Genomic DNA, 19143 nt, shown 5'->3' on the forward strand with positions numbered 1-19143 from the left:
GAGGTATGTAGCACATGGCTCGTAATCAGAAGCAGCAGCGCGAGGCCTCCGAGTTCGAGGAGCGCGTCGTTTACATCAATCGCGTGTCGAAGACCGTCAAGGGTGGTCGTCGCATGAGCCTCGTCGCTCTCGTCGTCGTTGGCGACGGCAAGGGCAACGTCGGCGTTGGCATGGGCAAGTCCGCTGAGGTGCCCCTGGCCATCTCCAAGGCGTCTCTCGATGCCAAGAAGAACATGTTCCACGTGCCGGTGACCGAGCAGGGCACCATCCCGCACGAGGTTCTCGGCCACTTTGGTGCCGGCCGCATCATCATCAAGCCCGCTGTCGAGGGTACCGGCGTTATCGCCGGCGGCGCTGTGCGTCCCCTCTTCGAGCTTGCTGGCATCAAGAACGTCCTGTCCAAGTCCCTCGGTACCGACAACGGCCTCAACATCATCAAGGCTGCCGTCGAGGGCCTCAAGGAGCTCTCCAGCCCTGAGGACGTCGCGGCTCGCCGTGGCCTGACGGTCTCCGAGATGTTCGTCGGTAAGGAGAACTAAGCATGGCTGACACCATCAAGATCAAGCAGGTCCGCAGCACCAACGGTTGCAAGCAGGACCAGGTCCGTACTGTCCGTGCCCTCGGTCTCCACAGGATCCGCGAGGTTCGCGAGATTGCTGACAACGAGTCCGTCCGCGGCATGATCTTCAAGGTCAAGCACCTTGTCGAGATTGTAGAGGAGTAGCAAATGCAGCTTCACGATCTTACTCCCGCGCCCGGTTCCACTAAGAACCGCAAGCGCGTCGGCCGTGGCAATTCTTCGGGTCACGGCACCACTTCTGGCCGCGGTCAGAAGGGCCAGGGTTCCCGCTCTGGTGGCACCAAGGGTGCCGGCTTCGAGGGTGGCCAGACTCCGCTGGCTATGCGCCTGCCCAAGCTTCCGGGCTTCCGCAACCCCCGTCGTATCGAGTACACCGCTGTTAACGTTGAGCGTCTCGAGCGTAAGTTCGAGGACGGCGCTGTGATCGACGGTGCCGCTCTTAAGGCCGCTCGCATCACCAAGAGCGAGTTCGAGCCCGTCAAGGTGCTCGGCAATGGTGAGCTCACCAAGAAGTTCACGGTCAAGGTCGACAAGGTCAGCGCTTCTGCGCAGGCCAAGATCGAGGCCGCTGGCGGAAAGGTCGAGCTGCCGTGCTAAATGGTCTTAAGAATGCTTTCCGCATCAAAGAATTGCGCGAAAAGATTCTTTTTACCATAGCTATGCTCGTCGTGTACCGCATTGGTGCGCACGTTCCTGTGCCCGGCATTCCCTTCCAGGGGATGCTGGGCCTTTTCTCGACCGATAACAATTCGGTCGCCGCAGGTGCTATGGCCCTCCTGAATCTTTTCTCTGGCGGCGCGTTGAGCTATGTGTCGGTGTTTTCGCTGGGCATCATGCCTTACATCACCAGCTCGATCATCCTCCAGATGCTCCAGGCCGTTGTGCCTTCCCTGCATGAGCTTGCCCGCGAGGGCGAGGTCGGTCAGACCAAGATTACGCAGTATTCGCGTTACCTCACCCTGGCTCTGGCAATCCTCAACTCCGTGGGTTACCTCTTCCTCTTTAAGAGCTTCGGCATCAGCTTTAATGGCGCCGGCGCTCCCGAGATCATCTTCGACCTCATGGTCGTCGGCACGCTCACCGCGGGCGCCATGCTGATCATGTGGATTGGTGAGCTCATCACCCAGCGCGGTATCGGCAATGGCATGTCGCTGATCATCTTTGCGAACATCATGGCCGGTCTGCCGCAGGCTATCTTCTCCAGCACCGAGGGCAATGCCGGTGGCATCATCACCATGGTGATCATCTGCGCCATCATCCTGCTGGTTATCCCGCTGATCGTTTTCCTTGAGCGCGGCCAGCGCCGCATTCCGGTCTCCTACGCCAAGCGCGTCGTGGGCCGTCGCATGATGGGTGGACAGACCACCTACCTGCCCATCAAGGTCAACACTGCGGGCGTCGTGCCGATCATCTTCGCTTCGGCGCTGCTGTACTTCCCGGCTCAGATTGCCGTGTTCTTCCCCGGCATCGGCTGGATTCAGGCAGTTGCCTCTGCGCTTTCGACCGGTTGGCTCAACTGGGTGCTTAACGTTGTCCTCATCGTGTTCTTCGCGTACTTCTACACCTCCATGGTGTTCAACCCCGATGACACGGCCGACAACCTTAAGAAGCAGGGCGGCTTTATTCCGGGCGTGCGTCCGGGTAGGGCTACCGCGGCCTACATCAAGAACGCGCTCAACAAGATCACGCTTCCCAGCGCTGTCTTTTTGGCGCTCATCGCCATCGTGCCTTCGATCATCTTCTCCTTCACTGGTAACCATCTGATCCAGGCATTTGGCGGCACGTCCATCCTCATCATGGTCGGCGTCGTGCTCGACACGGTCGATAAGCTCGAAGGCCAGATCAAGATGTATGATTACGATGGATTCTTTAAATAGGCTAGAGGAGGATTGCTCATGAACCTCGTATTGCTCGGAGCTCCGGGTGCCGGTAAGGGCACCGTCGCACAGGAGCTCGTCGACGAGTTTGGCGTCGCTCACATTTCCACGGGCGACCTGCTGCGTGCTGCCGTCAAGGGTGGCACCGAGCTTGGTATTCAGGCTAAGAAGTACATGGACGCTGGCGAGCTCGTCCCCGACCAGCTCGTGATCGACCTTGTCAAGGAGCGCCTTGCCGCCGATGACGCCCAGCAGGGCTTCATCCTCGACGGCTTCCCGCGCAACACCGCCCAGGCTGTGACGCTCGATTCCGAGCTCTCCGCCATGGGTCGCGAGATCGACTGCGCCCTTCTGGTCGACGTGGCCCCCGAGGTCATCATCGATCGTCTGTCTTCGCGTCGCACCTGCCGCGCCTGCGGTTACACCGGCACGGCTGCCGATGCTACCTGCCCCAAGTGCGCAGGCGAGATGTATCAGCGCGACGACGACAAGCCCGAGACCATCAAGAACCGTCTCGACGTCTACGAGAAGTCCACGAGCCCGCTCGTCGACTACTATCGTGGCCAGGGTCTGCTCAAGTCGGTCAACGGTGACCAGGCTCGCGAGACCGTGTACGGGGATGTCAAAGAGGCTCTCGGTCTATGATCAAGATTAAGTCTGCAACGCAAATCGAGCAGATGAAGAAGGCAGGAGCGCTATCTAAGATGGCGCTCCGCCACGTTGGAGCCATGGTGCGCCCCGGCGTTTCGACCTTTGAGCTCGATCAGCTCGCGGAGCAGATTATCCGCATGCATGGCGGCATCCCGGCCTTTAAGGGTTACGGCGGGTTCCCGGGAACCATTTGCGCATCGATCAACGATGCCGTGGTCCACGGTATTCCCAACCCCGACATGATCCTGCGCGATGGCGATATCATTTCCATCGATACGGGAGCCGTTGTCGACGGTTGGGTCGGCGATAACGCTTGGACGTTTTTCGTCGGCACCCCCACGCCCGAGGCCAAGGCCCTGTGCGAGGTTACGCGCGATTGCCTTAAGGCTGCCATCGAGCAGGCTGTCCCCGGTAACCATATCGGGGACGTCGGTTATGCCGTTCAGTCCCTCGCCGAGTCTCACGGTTACGGCGTGCTTCGTGACTATGTGGGCCATGGCATTGGCCGCGTGATGCACGAGGACCCCAACGTTCCTAACTATGGAAAGAAGGGGAGGGGCGTTCGCCTCCAGGCCGGCATGGTCATTGCCATCGAGCCGATGGTTACGATGGGTTCCAACCATGTGAGCACGGGCTCCGACGGTTGGATTGTTACGACCAACGACCACCTGCCCGCCGCGCACTACGAGAACACCGTCGCCATTACCAATGACGGTCCGGTGATTCTCACCACGGATGCCCAGGGTGCTTGGTGTTCCTTGCAGGGCGGTGAAATGTAGGGCTTGCGTCAAATGCACGCCTTAACATTTCAAATGTAACAAGTTCCGCTTAGTTGTGGAGCCATTACGAAGATACTACGATACGTGCATGCGTATTGTAGAATACTCAATCGCTGTCGTTTTCTAGAGAAAGATGATTGCTTGTGAAGAAGGAAGACGCAATTGAGCTCGAGGGTACGGTAAAGGAACCGCTGCCCAATGCCATGTTTAAGGTCGAGCTCGAGAACGGTCATTCGGTTCTGTGCAACATTTCTGGCAAGATCCGAATGAATTACATCCGTATTCTCCCCGGTGACAGGGTTGTCGTGGAGCTTTCCCCGTACGACCTGACCCGCGGCCGCATCACCTATCGCTACAAATAGCGGCACGCATACGCGCACTCCATTTCCGACTGCAGGCTTAGCTCAACCTACGGTCGGATTGTGTGTGAAGACCAGCCATAGTTTTAAACGCCTGCGGCTGGGCGAGTAGATAGTAGGGAAGTAGTTTGAGCGCTACCGAAAGGAAGAACGATGAAGGTACGTCCTTCGGTCAAGAAGATGTGCGATAAGTGCAAAATCATTAGGCGCCATGGCAAGGTCCTCGTCATTTGCGAGAACCCCCGTCATAAGCAGCGTCAGGGTTAAGAGAGGAGACTACGTTGGCCCGTATTAATGGTGTCGACCTCCCGCGTGAGAAGCGCGTTGAGATCGGTCTGACCTACATTTACGGCATCGGCCGCACCACTGCGACGAAGATCTGCGTCGAGTGCAACGTTAACGTGGATACGCGCGTTAAGGACCTCACCGAGGATGAGGTTAACGCCATCCGTGATTATATCGATAAGAACCAGATCATGGTTGAGGGCGACCTCCGCCGTGAGCGCAACCAGAACGTCAAGCGCCTTATGGACATCGGCTGCAACCGCGGCCTTCGTCACCGCAAGGGCCTCCCGGTCCGCGGCCAGCGCACCCACACTAACGCTCGTACCCGCAAGGGCCCGAAGCGTCAGATCGGTGCTAAGAAGAAGAAATAAGGAGCGCTAGATAGATGGCTACTGCTAAGAAGAACGTTCGCGCTGCCCGTCTGAAGCGCGCGGACCGTAAGAACATTTCCGTGGGCCAGGCTCACATTCGTTCTACGTTCAACAACACGATCGTTTCGATCACCGATCCCCAGGGCAACGTCATTTCCTGGAAGTCGGCTGGCCAGGTGGGCTTCAAGGGCTCCCGTAAGTCCACGCCGTTCGCTGCCCAGATGGCTGCCGAGGCTGCTGCCAAGCAGGCCATGGAGCACGGTATGAAGAAGGTTTCCGTCTTCGTCAAGGGCCCCGGCTCCGGTCGTGAGACCGCCATTCGCTCCCTCCAGGCTGCTGGCCTCGAGGTCTCGAGCATCCAGGACAAGACCCCCATTCCGCACAACGGCTGCCGCCCCAAGAAGCGTCGCCGCGTGTAACTGAAAGGATCGTATCAATATGGCAATCGACAGGACTCCTGTTCTTAAGCGCTGCCGTCAGCTCGGGATCGATCCCGCTGAGCTCGGTTACAGCAGCAAGAAGGAATCTATCCGTCAGCCCAAGCGCCGTCGCAAGGAATCTGAGTACGGCATGCAGCTGCGCGAGAAGCAGAAGGTCAAGTTCATCTATGGCGTTCTGGAGAAGCAGTTCCACGGCTACTTCAACAAGGCCCGTAAGATGAACGGCGTCACCGGTGAGAACCTCATGATCATCCTTGAGTCTCGCCTCGACAACGTCGTCTTCCGTCTTGGCTTCGCCCGCACCCGCAAAGAGGCTCGTCAGTCCGTCCGTCACGGTCACTTCACCGTGAACGGCAAGCGCGTGGACATCCCGTCCTACCGCGTCAAGGCCGGCGACGTCGTCGCTGTCGGCGAGAAGTTCCGTGACCTCCTCCCCATCAAGGAGGCTCTGATTTCCTCCGAGCGCTTTGAGGTCCCTGGCTGGCTCGAGGTCGATATCGAGAAGCTGTCTGGTAACGTGCTCGCTCTGCCGACGCGTGAGCAGATCAGCGGTGATATCAACGAGCAGCTCATCGTCGAGCTCTACTCTAAGTAGTCCATCCGGGCTGCTGAGGCTGGAGGTAATACATGTCAGAATTCATTAGGCCTCAGGTTCAGGTCGAAGAGATCAACGAGACGTCTGCTCGTGTCTCCGTCGAGCCGCTCGAGCGTGGCTACGGCGATACGCTGGGTAACTCCCTTCGTCGCGTTCTTCTGTCCTCGCTCGAGGGTGCCGCCGTCGAGGCTATTCAGATCGATGGTGCGCAGCACGAGTTCATGACCATCCCTAACATGGTCGAGGATGTCACCGACATCGTCCTGAATGTCAAGGGTCTTGTCTTCAGGGCTCTCGGCACGACCGACGAGGCGACCGCCACCATCTCGGTTGACGGCCCCTGCGAGGTCACCGGTGCGGACTTCTTTATTCCGTCCGAGTTTGAGCTGGTCAACCCCGAGCAGCACATCGCTACGCTCACCGAGGGTGGCCATCTCACCATGAGCATGCGCATCGGCTATGGCCGCGGCTATGTTTCTGGCGAGGCCAACAAGCGCGACAACGATCCCATCGGTGTGATCCATGTCGACTCGCTGTACTCGCCGGTTTCCCGTTGCGCCAAGCTCGTTGAGGCTTGCCGTGTCGGTCAGCATACCGACTACGACCGCCTTGTCCTCGAGATCGAGACCAACGGCTCCATCGCCCCGCGCGACGCCGTGGTCCAGGCTGCCAATATCATCAACCAGCATATGGCCGCCTTTATGAACCTTGCCGAGACCCCCGAGGTCGAGGAGGAGGCTTCGATCTTCGCTCCCGAGGTCACCAACGACAACGCCGAGCTGGACAAGCAGATCGAGGATCTGGACCTTTCCGTCCGTTCCTACAACTGCCTTAAGCGCGCCAGCATTCACTCGGTCCGTCAGCTCGTTGAGTTCTCGGAGAACGATCTGCTCAACATCCGTAATTTCGGTGTTAAGTCGATCGAGGAAGTGAAGGACAAGCTTGAGTCCATGGGCCTGAGCCTGAAGGCTTAATGCTTCGCATATTTGAGGAGAAACTAGACCATGCGTCACAACGTTAAGAAGGGCCTTAAGCTCGGCACCGATGCGAGCCACACCAAGGCCATGAAGAAGAGCCTTGCTAAGGCCCTCTTCGAGAACGACCGCATCAAGACCACCGAGACCCGCGCTAAGGCGCTGCGTTCGGTCGTCGATCCGATCATCACTTGGGCCAAGAAGGGCGACCTGCACTCTCGTCGTCTGGCTATCGCCAAGCTCGGCGATAAGCAGCTCGTTGCCGAGATCTTCGACAAGGCTGCTCAGGGCATGTGGCAGGACCGCAACGGCGGTTACACCCGCATCATGAAGCTCGGTAACCGTAAGGGCGACAACGCTCCCATCGTTATCATGGAGCTCGTCACCGAGCCTTGCACGCCTAAGGCCAAGAAGGCTGCTCCGGCCCCCAAGAAGGCCGCTGCTCCCAAGAAGGTCGAGGCTGTCGAGGAGACCGCTGCCGAGGAGGCTCCTGCTGAGGAGACCGCTGAGTAGACATTCCGTCTGCATAGGCTATATTCGAGGGGTACGTTCGCGTACCCCTCTTTTTTTGTCGCGATACCGTTGCTTGTTTGTTGGGAGCGCCCATGACTGCGCCGTCTGATTTCAATTCGATTTCCGAGCTTGACGCCACGCTCGTATTTCGCGTGGCCTATGATGGCTCGTCGTATAGCGGATTTGCCGAGCAGCCGGGACAGACGACGGTTGCGGGTGAGCTACGTCGAGCCATCGAGACGCTGCTTCGCCGCCCGATCGATCTGACGTGTGCGGGGCGTACCGATGCCGGCGTGCATGCCGTGGCTCAGTACATCAGCGTGCCCGTAACGGACGCTGAGCTTGCTTGTACGCGCCGTAGGTGGCTGCGGGCTATGGATGCCCTGCTGCCCAAAGATATCGCCATAAACGAGGTCTACAAGGCCCGTAAAGGCTTTTCTGCGCGTTTTGACGCGCGTTCCCGTACGTATACGTACCGTATTGCCGATCGAGATGCGCGCCCCGTGCTGTCCCGCGGTGCCGTGTGGTGGCATCGCTATCCCTTGGATGTTGAGGCTATGTCTGCTGCCTGCCCCGCTCTGCTGGGCGAGCAGGACTTTAAAAGCTTTTGCAAGGTTGCTTCGGCCGTTGGCAAGCCCACGCATCGCTGCGTGATGCGTGCCGAATTTGGCCATGAGGTTGCGTTTGGCGAGGACATCCTGACGTTCACCATCGAGGGCAATGCGTTTCTGCATTCGATGGTCCGTACGATCGTGGGCACGCTTGTCGAGATTGGCATGCATCGCCGTGAACCCGAGTGGATGCGCGAGGTCATCGATGCTTGCGACCGTACCGCTGCGGGCCCCACGGCTCCTGCCTGCGGCCTTACGTTTATGGGCGTGGATTACGATCCCGCCGAGCTTGTCGTGCTCGACTAGGGGAGGGCTCGACGCGTCGTGCGTCGACACCTGCCATCTGTGGGCTGCGCGTGTGCAACATCTGTTCTTGGCGTGCAATACAACCGGTGTCTCATTGCTTTTATTGCCGGGGTGTACCATGAACCACGGTTTTATTCATTGCTGTCGAGAGGACGGATAATTTGGTTCGACGTGGCTCGCATCCGCGACTTTCGGTGATCCTTGTGGTAGAAGGTTCGCCCAGCTATGCGATGCGTGCGCTCGAGAGTATCCAGAACCAAGACCTCTACGATTTGCAGATTGTCGTTGTCTGTCGCGATGCTGCGCCCGGTGTGCGCCATTCGCTTCAAGTTGCTGCTGACAGGGACATCCATATTGATTTGATTGACGTCGAGGACGCGACGCGCGGCGCGTGTCTTCGTGCCGGTTTTGCTGCCTCGCGCGGCTCTCAAATCATCGCCATGAACGCCGATGAGTGGTTTGCTCCGCAATCCCTTTCCAAGATGGTCGATATCGCGTGCGATACTGCGGCAGACATAGTGTTTCCCACGGTGTCGCTCGACCGCTATGATGCACATCGAGAGCGCCATTCGCGCGTCTTGGATGCTACTCATATTTCCATTGATAGCAAATCTTCAATGGTGGCCGGGCTGCCTCAGTTGATTTTAGGCGGCTTGGTTGCTCAAGTCTCTGGCGTGATGTATAGCCGTCCGCTGTTTGAGGCATGCCTTTTGTGCGACAAGGCGTTTCGCACAGTTGGGTTTATGGCATGCGCGCTCTCGCAGGCGCAGCGCGTCTCCGGATGCGGCGACGCTTGTTTCCACGCGGTGGCGCCTAAGCTTACAGATGCCTTTGATCCCACCATGTATGCCAAGGTATCCGATGACACCCGGGCGCTCGACGAGCTTGCGGACTCACTCTCGGAAGCAGATAGCGGTGGTCGGCTCAAGCTGGCAAGCCAAAAGTTCTACTTTGCCGGACTGGTCGCCTGCATCGAGAATTTGTGTCTGAGCCCGCATGGAGTGTCGTCAATCGAGCGTTCCGCCCGCATGCGTGATATGCTCGAAGCGCCTCGAACCCGTCAGATGGTCGCCGCGCTCAAGGATAACCATCGGGGACTCGGTCTGTTGTTTGGGCCGATCGCCAGCGCCAAGCCCGCGCGCTGCGTGATGTGTACGCATCTGGCAGCTTTTCTTAACCGGACGGGCGCAAAAACCGCCTAAACGGCTCATTACGAAACAAACTTGCATAGAATTGTTTCGAAATGCGTTCTTATACACAAAAGCCTTCAAATAGCGTTAAACTATTCAATTACTGATTGATTGTCTCCGCCATCTTTTGGAGAGAGGGTTTGTATGGCTAAAAAACGCAATGGGCGCCAGGATGCCATTAGAGATATTGTGCGCAATAAGGATGTCCGCACGCAGCGCGTGCTGGTCGATGAGCTCCGTGCTATGGGTTTTGATTGCACGCAGGCGACTGTCTCTCGCGATATTGCCGATATGGGGCTGCGTAAGCTCCCTGAGGGCATCTATGTTCTGGCAGAGGACCTGCACCTGCAGCGTATGGTTTCCGAGCTCGTAACGGGCGTTCTGCGTACCGATAATCTGGTCATGATCAAGGCTCAGCCTGGCACGGCTTCCGGCATCGCCGCCGCCGTTGATGCGGCAGAGTTGCCCGATGTGCTTGGCTCGCTTGCCGGCAACGATACGATTTTGGTTATTGCCCAGACGGCCGAGGACGGCGAGCGTCTCGAGGCGCTGATCAATAAGCTGAGCAATTCTCGCAAGTAGGCGTGCGGGCCGTGTGCTCGGCACTGTGCGCGCTGACATCGTGGCTTGTAAGGGGTATCGACGTTGGTCGGTACCCCCTTTTTGTTTGCCGGTATAAAGACCGCCCACCAGGTCGCTTTAAACTAAAAGGCCCCCGAGCAGTTTAATAAGCTGATCGGGGGCCTTGTTGCTTATGACCGGATGATTCCTAGCCGACCGTATCGTCAGGCGTGGGGGAGGGGTCGGGAGTGGGCGTAGGCGTAGGCGTAGGCGTAGGCGTAGGCGTGCCGCCATCGCCGCCGGTCGAACCACCAGTGGAGCCGCCCGTCGAGCCGCCGGTCGTACCGGTGCCGCCGGTGGTGTCGCCGCCCGTGGTCTCGGTGGTCGTGGTCGTCGTGGTAGTTGTTGTGGCGGTTTCCTCTTCGTCCTCGTCCTTGTCCTTGTCGTCGTTCTCCGTCTTCTTGGCGTTGTTGGTGCCGTAGAACTTCCAGACGCTGTTGTTCTTATAGGTGGGAGCCGTTCCGGTCACAAACTCCTCGCGCTCGGTACCGGTCAGAACGGTGTTCATAAACCGCTTAAAGACAGGCAGGTTGGTGCTGTCGCCCAGCAGGTCCGTGCCGTATTTTTGGATGGGGATCTCGCCCGCGGAATAGCCGGTCCACAGGGCGCACGCCAGCTGCGGGGTATAGCCGCAGAACCACAGGTTGGTGGTGTTGTCGGTGGTGCCCGTCTTGCCGGCATAGGGCTGGTTGACGCTTAGGGCACCGGCAGCGCCCGTACCGCCGCCCTTCATGACGCCGGACAGAACATCGGTGACCGCGGCGGCCTCGCCCTCGGTAAGCACCTGTGAGGGATTGTCAGTGTGCTGGTACAGCACCGAGCCGGTACGAGAGTCAATCTCGGTGATGGCGATCGGCTGGCGATAGTAGCCGCCGTTGGCAAACGTCGCGTAGGCGGCGGCCATCTCGAGCGGCGAGATCGAGCCGGTGCCGAGCGTCATGACGGGAACGTCCTCGATGTTGTCCTTGGCGGGATCGATGCCGAGCTTTTTGACGAGCGAGATGATCTTGCTGTTGCCGACGGCTTCCGCCACCTGGATGTAGCCGGTGTTGGAGGAGTATGCCGTCGCCTGCTTAAGCGTGATGTTGCCATAGCTATGGTTGGCGTAGTTTTGGACCTCGGTCGTGGTGCCCTTGGCCTTGAGCGGCGAGTTGCAGTTGAGGGTGACGTTGGGGTTCATGCCGTTTTGGATGGCAGTTGCCAGCGTAAAGGCCTTAAAGGTGGAGCCGACGGGACGCTTGGCCGTGGCATGGTTTACGTGGTTCTCGTCGGCGTTGTAGTCGTAGCCGCCCACCATGCACTTGATGTAGCCGGTCTTGGGGTCGACGACGACCATGCCCATGTCCAGGCCGTCAAGCGAGAGCGTGTCGAGCTGCTCGCGGACGGCATTCTCTGCCACCTGCTGCATCGTGGGGTCGATGGTGGTCTTGACGGTCAGGCCGCCCTTAAAGAGCACGTCGGTCGAGAACTCCTGCTCCAGCAGCTGCTTGACGTAGGAGACAAAGTAGGGCTGCGAGTATACGTCGACGCCGCTGCCCGAGATTTCGGTCACATTGAGGGTGATGGGTTCGGCCTGTGCGGCATCGTGCTCCTCCTGGGTGATGTGGCCCAGGCGCAACATGTTGTCAAGGACCTTGTTGCGACGGGACAGTGCCAGATCAGGATTGACCGTGGGGTCGTACTGCGAGGGCGAGTTGGGAAGGCCGATGAGCAGCGCGGCCTCGCTCAGGGTGAGGTCGGCGGCGCTCTTGGACAGATAGGTCTCGGCTGCGGCCTCGATGCCGTAGGCGCCGTGGCCGTAATAGATGGTGTTGAGGTACATCATGAGGATCTCGTCTTTGGAGTACATGTCCTCCATCTTGATGGCGATGTAGGCCTCGCGCACCTTACGCTCAATGGTCGAGTCGAATTGCTCCTCCTGCAGGATGGTGTTGCGCACAAGCTGCTGGGTGATCGTCGAGGCGCCTTCGTGCCCGCCGCCGAGGGTTGCCACCGCAGCACGCGCGATACCCCACAGGTCGATACCGCCGTGCTCGTAGAAGCGCTCGTCCTCGACGTCAACGGTGCCCTGCAGCACGTAGGGGGAGACCTCGTCCTTGGTGATGGACTTGCGGTTTTGCGTGTAGAAGCTCGCGATCTTGTTGCCGTTACAGTCGACGATCTCGGTGGGCTCGCTCACCAGATACGCGTTGGCGTCGGTGTAGTCGGGCAGATCGGACAGCCAGCGGTTGACGTTGCCGACCATGCCGATGCCAAACGCCACGCCCGCAATCAGCAGAAAGCCCAAAAACGAGAGCAGGATTATGGGCAGGGCGTGCGTCTTTGAACGGCTGTGTCCCTGTCGTTGGCGAGGACCCATATATTGACCTCCAGGTATGTCGTGCCGGACGGTGGATGTGCCGTCGGGGCAGGATGGACATAAGTTATTACACGATAAACCAAACGGGGCGCGCGAGGCCTCGTGTATGCTGGAAGACGGCATTTTTCAGAGTGAATGCATACCTTGGTAAGGAGTTTGTCGATGGCGATTCGGGCGATGGGGCCGAGCGGACAATGCGAGACTGGATTGGATGTCGTCAGTGCGGCGCTGCCCGAGCTGCTGGCGCCGGCGGGCGGACTCGACCAGATGCTTGCGGCTATCGCCGCGGGTACCGATGCCATCTATGCGGGGTTGGGCGGCTTTAACGCCCGTGTGAGCGCCCACGGCTTTACGGATGACGAGTTTGCGCGCGGCTGCGCCGTGGCGCATGCCCATGGCGTGCGTGTGTACGTGACGCTCAACGTGTTCGTGTTTGACGATGAGTTGTCCGACGCGGTGGCGTTGGGAGCTCATGCACTGGAGCTGGGCGCCGATGCTCTGATTGTGGCCGATGCCGGGTTGGCCTGCGCGCTGAGCGCGGCGATTCCCGGGGTCGAGATTCACCTGTCTACGCAGGCGGGCGTTCATAGCGAAGGCGCCGTGCGGCTTGCCGCCGATGAGTTGGGGGTCGAGCGCGTGACGACGGCGCGCGAGCTGACGGTCGACGAGATTGCGGCGCTCTGTGCCACGGGCGTGCCCATCGAGGTATTCTGCCACGGTGCGATTTGCATCGGCTATTCGGGGGCGTGCGAGTTCTCGGCCCTGCGGCGTGGACGATCGGCGATGCGCGGCGACTGCACACAGCCGTGCCGTCTGGCGTACGACCTAGTGGACGAGGCGGGACAGAGCGTTGTCGCCGTCGAGGGGGATCGTCTGCTGTGTCCGCATGACTATCTGGGTATTGCGCATCTGCCTGAGCTTGTAGATGCCGGCGTGGCGTCGCTCAAGATCGAGGGGCGCATGAAGAACCCCGATTACGTATTCAACGTGGTGCGGGTTTGGCGCCGGGCGCTCGATATGCTGCGCGACGGCGCGTGGGACCCCGGTGCCGTGGAAGAGCTTGAGCGCGAGCTGGGAAGGTCGTTTAACCGTGGGTTTACCGATGCGTACCTGCGAGGGCGTTCGGGTGCCGAGCTGATGAGCTTTGAGCGTGCAATTAACCAGGGCGTGCGCGTGGGGCGCTTGGTCGCTGTGGGCCACGAAGAGGTGACCGTTGAGCTCGATGCCGCCGTGGCGGCGGGTGACACGCTCGAGATTCGGTTCTATCCGGGTGTCGACGCGCGTCCCGATGTGCCCAAGCGCTGGCCGCAGGTGCCCTGCCCGGTGGATGCCGCAGCGGGGAAGCGCGTCGTCGTGCATTGCAAGCGTAAGGTGGACGCGGGCTGCGAGGTCTATCTGATTCGCAGCGCCGGCGTGTTGGATCAGACGACGGCGGTGTTGGAGCGCATGCGGGCCGAGGCGGATGCGATTGCGCCCGTTGCGCGTGCCGTTGAGGTGCTGCCCTTTGAGGACGCTGCGGTGGATGGCGGCGCGTCGACGGAGTTGGCGGGGTCGGCGGGGCCGGTAAAGCGCGAGGATTTTGCTCGTATGGTCTTTGCCTGGGAGCTGATGGATGTGGGTCCGCGCGATGAGCGAGATCTGTCCGATACAACGGTGGTGCTCGACGAAGTGTGCCGCGCGGGCGACGCCGAGCGGACTCGGGCGCTTATGCAGCGTGCCGGGCGCGTCGTCTGCCGCAATCTGGGACAAGTGGCGATGGCCCGCGAGCTGGGCATGACGTTTGACGTGGCGGCGCCGGTGTTCTGCGCGAATCGGGTCACGCTTACCTGGCTGCGCGGACTCGGGGCGGGGCGGGTGTACTTGTCGGCCGAGTTGCTCGGCAATGATGCGGAGCGTGTTGCCGAGCTTGCCGCTTGTCCCGGTGTCTTGGGGCCTGTCGATGCCGACCGTTCCGAGCTCATGGCGTGCGAGCACTGCTTGCTGACTGCCGAGGGCGCCTGCGCCACGGATGCAACGGGGCAGGTCCGTTGCCGTGACTGCTCGCGCCGTCAGCAGGCGCGCTTTTTGGTCGAACGTGACGGCACGCGTTTGCCGGTCGTTATCGACGCGTGCGGCAGGACGAGGATTTTCCTGTCGTAGGTGCCGCGTCGCGCTGTTTTGGTTATTATTAGTGGGTTTATGAACTTCCAGCACCGCCGTATCCGGTGAGGGTGCTATAGCAAAAGGAGGATACCCAATGCTGTCTGTTGACGAGCAAATGCGTATCATCACCTCGGGTGCAGCGCAGATCGTCCCCGAGGCCGACCTTCGCAAGAAGCTTGAGAAGGGCGAGCCCCTCAACATCAAGCTCGGCGTCGATCCCACCAGCCCCGACCTGCACCTGGGCCATGCCGTGCCCCTGCGCAAGATGCGTCAGTTCCAGGACCTGGGCCACAACGTCACCCTTATCATCGGCAACGGCACCGCGCTAATCGGCGATCCCTCGGGCAAGAACTCCACGCGTCCGCAGCTTTCGCAGGAGCAGATCGAGGCCAACGCCGAGACCTACGTGAGCCAGGCCATGAAGATCCTGGATCCCGAGAAGACCACCATTGTGCACAACGGCGACTGGATCCTTTCGATGGATCTGGCCGGTCTGCTGCAGGTGTGCTCCAAGTTCACCGTCGCCCGCATCCTTGAGCGCGACGACTTTACCAAGCGCTACCAGTCTCAGACGCCGATCGCCCTGCACGAGTTCCTGTACCCCGTGATGCAGGCCTTCGACTCCGTTCAGATCAAGGCCGACGTGGAGATGGGCGGCACCGACCAGCTCTTCAACCTGCTCGCCGGTCGCGAGCTCATGGAGAAGATGGGCATGGAGCCGCAGATCGCGCTTACCATGCCGCTGCTCGAGGGCACCGATGGCGTGCGCAAGATGTCCAAGTCCTACGGCAACTACATCGGCCTGACCGATGCTCCCAAGGATATGTTCGGCAAGACCATGTCCATTCCCGACGAGATGATCGGCAAGTACTATCGTCTGGCCAGCTCGCTCACCCCGGCCGAGGTCGACAAGATCGATGCCGCCCTGGCCGATGGCTCCGCCGACCCCTACGAGCTCAAGCGCGCTCTAGGCCGCGACCTGTGCGACACCTACCACGGTGCTGGCGCCGGCGACGAGGCTCAGGCCGAGTTCGACCGTGTGTTCAAGGAGGGCCAGCTTGCCGACTTCCCCGAGAAGCACGTTGAGCTGACCGTCAACGACGAGGGCCAGATTTACCTCGCTGGCCTGCTCAAGGACCTGGGCCTTTCGGCCAGCGCCGGTCAGGCCCGCCGCGACATCGACGGCGGCGGCGTCAAGATCAACGGCAAGGCTGTGGCTTCCAAGAGCTACAACATCGATCCGAGCGCCCTCAAGCTGGGCGACACCCTCTCCGTGGGCAAGCGCAAGGGCTTTAAGTTAGTCTAACGAGCGAGTTGACCTCACAAGTGCAATAAGGCCGCAGCCGGGAATCCCGACTGCGGCCTTTTTGGTTACGACGATCCCTTGCACTCATTGGGGACGTACTTAAATGAGTGTCCGCAGATTGAGAGTGGATAATCTCCCGTTTTTTGCCTGTCTGCGGGCTCAAAGTGGGAGATTGTCCACTCTCGTCATTTGCAGGGGGTGTATTCCTGGCCCTCCTTTTGGGCATACAATTGCTATTGGCTTGCTGCGGTGAAGGCTCGTCCGCTCCGCAGTTATTTCTACAGTTAAAGGAGTATGTATGTCCGTTGAGGTCATGAGGTCTGTGATCGATGCTGCCGAGGGCCGCGTGCCCGTCGACACGCTGTTTACCAATGCGCAGATTGTCGACGTATATGGCCAGCGCGTGGCGCCCGGTAGCGTTGCCGTCAAGGACGGCGTAATCGTCGGCGTGCTCTACGACGGTCGCGACGATGCCGCCGGCACCTACGAGGCGGCTGAGGTCATTGACTGCCAGGGTCGCTATATCGCCCCCGGCTTTATCGACGGACATCTGCATATCGAGTCCTCGAACATCCGTCCCGCCGAGTATGCGCGCATGGCGGCGACGCGCGGCACCACCACTGCCATCGCCGACAGCCACGAGATCGCCAACGTTTCCGGCCTGGACGGCCTGCGCTTTATGGTCGAGGACGGCCGTCGCGCGCCCATTTCCATCAAGTACATGATGCCCTCGTGCGTGCCCGCGCTGCCCGATGAGCAAGCGGGCGCTGTGATTACCGCCGCTGACATGCAGGCGTTTTTTGCCGAGTATCCGGGCGATGTCTTTGGTCTGGGCGAAATGATGAACCTGCCGGGTGTCTTTATGGCCGATCCTGAGACCTGCGCTCGCATCGACGCTGCCAACCAGACGCCGTCCAAGCAGGTCGACGGCCATGCGCCACTTGTTGCCGGCAAGGACCTCAATGCCTATGCCGCGGCGGGCATTATCGCTGACCATGAGTCGACGATTCCCGAGGAGGCACTCGACAAGCTATCCCGCGGCATGTATGTGATGCTGCGCGAAGGCACGTGCAGCCATGACCTGGCCAACTTGTCTCCGATGCTGCTGGAAAACCCCGCCCGTGCCCGCCGTTGCTGCTTTGCGACCGACGACCGTGCTCCCTCCGACGCGCTTTCGACCGGTATGATCGACAACGCCTGCCGCGTGGCTATCGAGGCCGGCATCGACCCGGTGGTCGCCATCTCCATGGCGTCTCTTTCCACGGCTGAGGCATTTGGCTTGGAACACGGCTGCCGCGACCCGCACGAGCTGCGTGGTGCGATTGCCCCGGGCAAGCGTGCCGACCTGCTGGTGCTCAATGACCTGACGTTTGCCACGGCTCCGCATCGCGTATATGCCGCCGGTGCTCTGGTGGCGCAGGACGGCACCTTTGTGGGCGAGATCGCACCCGAGATGGCCGAGGTTGCGGCCCTTGCCGATGAGCTGCGCGCCTCCGTTAAGCTGCCGAAGCTTTCGCTCGACGTATTCGACTATGCCTTTAAGCCGGGCGAGGCCGTGATTGACGTGGTGCCGGGCAAGGCCATCACGGGCATGGTTCGTCCCGAGACTGACGAGGACTTGCGCCGCATTATGCTGATTGAGCGCCATGGCCGTGGCGTGTCGTTGCAGGCCGAGGGCGTCGATGGCGACGGCCCCGCTGGTCTGGGCTTGGTCGGCAAGCATATCGGTCGCGGCTGGGTGCGCGGCTTTACCATCACGGGCGGTGCCATCGCCTCGACGATCGGCCACGACTCGCACAACGTGTGCGTGGTGGGCGATAACGCCGCCGATATGATGGCTGCCGTCGAGGCTGTGGACCAGGGCGGTCACGTGCTGGTGCGCAACGGCGAGGTCGTGGCGCGCATTCCGCTGGCGCTCGGCGGCCTGATGAGCGAAGGCGCTGCCGAGGACGTGGCCGCACAGCATGACGACTTTATGGTCAAGGCGCGCGCGATGGGTATTGAGCCGCCACTCGACCCCATTATGGGCATCATCTTCCTGCCCCTGCCGGTGATCCCGACGCTCCGCATTCGCCCCGAGGGCATGTTCGACGTCACTACCTTCACCTACGCCGACTAGTCATTGGGGACGTTCTTAAACGACTAGCCGTCGGGGACACTCTTTGGCGTGTCGCCTGACGCCACGACCGTGGGACCTCTGGCGCGCGTGAGCTATTTGCTAGGTCCTTGTAACGTTTATGACTGCGGGGTCTTATTTGGGCTCCCTTTGGGTACGTTGGAATCGGATACACGTCCGATTCCATCAAGCCCGAAGGGAGCTTTTCTATGTTTAAACTGATTGCATCCGATATGGACGGCACACTGCTTGACGAAAATGGCCAGGTGCCGCCTGAGACCTACGAATTGATCCTGGCGCTACGCGAGCATGGTGTACATTTTGCTGCATCGTCAGGCCGCCGCTACGATCGCCTGTGCGAGTTCTTTGCGCCCGTTCGCGACAAGATGGACTTTGTCGCAGCTAACGGTGCCCAGGTCTACGCCGACGGCAAATTGGTAGACCGCGAGGTGTATTCGCACCTGGCGATTCGAAAGCTCGCCCAGGCCGTCAGGACGTTTCCCAATCTGCATCTTGCACTCTTTGACCGAACCAAGTCCTTTTTGCTCGATGACGAGTGCAAGTTCGTGCGCGAGGTCGATAAGGACCTTCCCAATGCCGAGCGCATTTGGGAGCTGCCCGATCCCAGCGTAAATATCATCAAAGCGAGTATCTTTTGCGACGACGGTGCCGTTATGGACAGTGCGTACGTGCTACAGCGCGAACTCGGTCAGCTCTTTACCTTTGCGCCTTCAGGCAACGCGTGGATCGATGCCATGCAACCCGGTGTGTCGAAGGCTTCGGGCATCGCACAGCTCGCGGAGCATTACGGCATTGGGCGCGATGAGGTTATGGCGTTTGGCGACTCTATGAACGACTACGAGATCATTCGCTTTGTCGGCACGGGTTGCGCGATGGAAAACGCGCGCCCCGCGCTTAAGGCGGTGGCCGATCGCGTGGTGGGTCGTAACCGCGACCACGCCGTCCAGCAAGAACTCCGCCGTGTTCTGGAGAGCCTTGCTTAATCCAGCAGTTAGGACGTTCCTTTTAATATGAGCAGGACATTGTCAAGAGGCAAAATCGGGCCTG

The 19143-nt window shown here is 60.1% G+C and carries 21 protein-coding genes; 20 read left to right on the top strand and 1 reads right to left on the bottom strand.

The window, feature by feature from the left end; translation table 11 throughout:
* The first annotated feature begins 14 nt into the window (after positions 1-14).
* From rpsE to CHY22_RS09050, 16 genes are all read left to right on the top strand, one after another.
* A complete protein-coding gene (rpsE, locus tag CHY22_RS08975; RefSeq protein ID WP_055252236.1) occupies positions 15-539 on the top strand; it encodes a 30S ribosomal protein S5 in 525 nt (174 codons plus the stop codon).
* Positions 540-541: 2 nt separating this feature from the next.
* The gene (gene rpmD / locus CHY22_RS08980; protein ID WP_006235266.1) at positions 542-724 is read left to right on the top strand and encodes a 50S ribosomal protein L30; all 183 of its coding nucleotides are present in this window, start codon (positions 542-544) and stop codon (positions 722-724) included.
* Between the two features lie 3 nt (positions 725-727).
* Positions 728-1177 (top strand): 50S ribosomal protein L15, encoded by a 450-nt coding sequence (gene rplO / locus CHY22_RS08985; protein ID WP_006235267.1) that lies wholly within the window; start codon positions 728-730, stop codon positions 1175-1177.
* Positions 1171-2457 (top strand): preprotein translocase subunit SecY, encoded by a 1287-nt coding sequence (secY, locus tag CHY22_RS08990; protein WP_089573561.1) that lies wholly within the window; start codon positions 1171-1173, stop codon positions 2455-2457. The genes rplO and secY overlap by 7 nt, the downstream gene beginning before the upstream one ends.
* Before the next feature lie 18 nt (positions 2458-2475).
* On the top strand, positions 2476-3102 hold the full coding sequence (locus CHY22_RS08995) for an adenylate kinase (RefSeq protein ID WP_089573562.1): 627 nt from the start codon (positions 2476-2478) through the stop codon (positions 3100-3102).
* Complete coding sequence (gene map, locus CHY22_RS09000; RefSeq protein ID WP_089573563.1) at positions 3099-3887, top strand: type I methionyl aminopeptidase; 789 nt, start codon at positions 3099-3101, stop codon at positions 3885-3887. The genes CHY22_RS08995 and map overlap by 4 nt, the downstream gene beginning before the upstream one ends.
* A 143-nt stretch (positions 3888-4030) precedes the next feature.
* On the top strand, positions 4031-4249 hold the full coding sequence (infA, locus tag CHY22_RS09005) for a translation initiation factor IF-1 (protein WP_035137443.1): 219 nt from the start codon (positions 4031-4033) through the stop codon (positions 4247-4249).
* A gap of 150 nt (positions 4250-4399) precedes the next feature.
* Positions 4400-4513 carry a 50S ribosomal protein L36 gene (gene rpmJ / locus CHY22_RS09010; protein WP_006363204.1) on the top strand — a complete coding sequence of 38 codons (114 nt, stop codon included), beginning with the start codon at positions 4400-4402 and terminating at the stop codon, positions 4511-4513.
* A gap of 14 nt (positions 4514-4527) precedes the next feature.
* Entirely contained in the window at positions 4528-4902 is a 375-nt protein-coding gene (rpsM, locus tag CHY22_RS09015) for a 30S ribosomal protein S13 (RefSeq protein WP_022094275.1), read from the top strand.
* A 14-nt stretch (positions 4903-4916) separates the two neighbouring features.
* Complete coding sequence (gene rpsK / locus CHY22_RS09020) at positions 4917-5321, top strand: 30S ribosomal protein S11 (RefSeq protein ID WP_006235274.1); 405 nt, start codon at positions 4917-4919, stop codon at positions 5319-5321.
* A gap of 19 nt (positions 5322-5340) precedes the next feature.
* Entirely contained in the window at positions 5341-5937 is a 597-nt protein-coding gene (gene rpsD, locus CHY22_RS09025) for a 30S ribosomal protein S4 (protein WP_006235275.1), read from the top strand.
* Positions 5938-5969: 32 nt separating this feature from the next.
* Complete coding sequence (locus tag CHY22_RS09030; RefSeq protein ID WP_006235276.1) at positions 5970-6911, top strand: DNA-directed RNA polymerase subunit alpha; 942 nt, start codon at positions 5970-5972, stop codon at positions 6909-6911.
* A gap of 30 nt (positions 6912-6941) precedes the next feature.
* Complete coding sequence (rplQ, locus tag CHY22_RS09035; RefSeq protein ID WP_089573564.1) at positions 6942-7424, top strand: 50S ribosomal protein L17; 483 nt, start codon at positions 6942-6944, stop codon at positions 7422-7424.
* A 92-nt stretch (positions 7425-7516) separates the two neighbouring features.
* On the top strand, positions 7517-8341 hold the full coding sequence (gene truA, locus CHY22_RS09040) for a tRNA pseudouridine(38-40) synthase TruA (protein WP_089573565.1): 825 nt from the start codon (positions 7517-7519) through the stop codon (positions 8339-8341).
* Between the two features lie 161 nt (positions 8342-8502).
* On the top strand, positions 8503-9543 hold the full coding sequence (locus CHY22_RS09045) for a glycosyltransferase (RefSeq protein ID WP_143759229.1): 1041 nt from the start codon (positions 8503-8505) through the stop codon (positions 9541-9543).
* Between the two features lie 132 nt (positions 9544-9675).
* Positions 9676-10113, top strand: a complete 438-nt coding sequence (locus CHY22_RS09050) for an ArgR family transcriptional regulator (protein WP_006235280.1) — start codon at positions 9676-9678, stop codon at positions 10111-10113.
* A gap of 187 nt (positions 10114-10300) precedes the next feature.
* Here the strand turns inward: CHY22_RS09050 and CHY22_RS09055 are convergent, their stop codons facing one another.
* Positions 10301-12511, bottom strand: coding sequence for a PBP1A family penicillin-binding protein (locus tag CHY22_RS09055; protein WP_089573567.1), 2211 nt, complete (start codon positions 12509-12511; stop codon positions 10301-10303).
* Positions 12512-12673: 162 nt separating this feature from the next.
* Here CHY22_RS09055 and CHY22_RS09060 point away from each other — a divergent pair, with 162 nt between their 5' ends.
* The 4 genes from CHY22_RS09060 to CHY22_RS09075 all read left to right on the top strand — a co-directional run bounded on the left by CHY22_RS09060 (position 12674) and on the right by CHY22_RS09075 (position 19079).
* On the top strand, positions 12674-14650 hold the full coding sequence (locus CHY22_RS09060; protein WP_158551152.1) for a peptidase U32 family protein: 1977 nt from the start codon (positions 12674-12676) through the stop codon (positions 14648-14650).
* Between the two features lie 97 nt (positions 14651-14747).
* Positions 14748-15959 carry a tyrosine--tRNA ligase gene (tyrS, locus tag CHY22_RS09065; RefSeq protein WP_089573569.1) on the top strand — a complete coding sequence of 404 codons (1212 nt, stop codon included), beginning with the start codon at positions 14748-14750 and terminating at the stop codon, positions 15957-15959.
* Positions 15960-16257: 298 nt separating this feature from the next.
* Positions 16258-18078, top strand: coding sequence for an adenine deaminase C-terminal domain-containing protein (locus CHY22_RS09070; RefSeq protein WP_089573570.1), 1821 nt, complete (start codon positions 16258-16260; stop codon positions 18076-18078).
* A 206-nt stretch (positions 18079-18284) separates the two neighbouring features.
* Entirely contained in the window at positions 18285-19079 is a 795-nt protein-coding gene (locus CHY22_RS09075; RefSeq protein WP_089573571.1) for an HAD family hydrolase, read from the top strand.
* Positions 19080-19143: the final 64 nt, after the last annotated feature.

It is taken from the genome of Collinsella sp. TF06-26, assembly GCF_002232035.1.
Classification (GTDB): domain Bacteria; phylum Actinomycetota; class Coriobacteriia; order Coriobacteriales; family Coriobacteriaceae; genus Collinsella.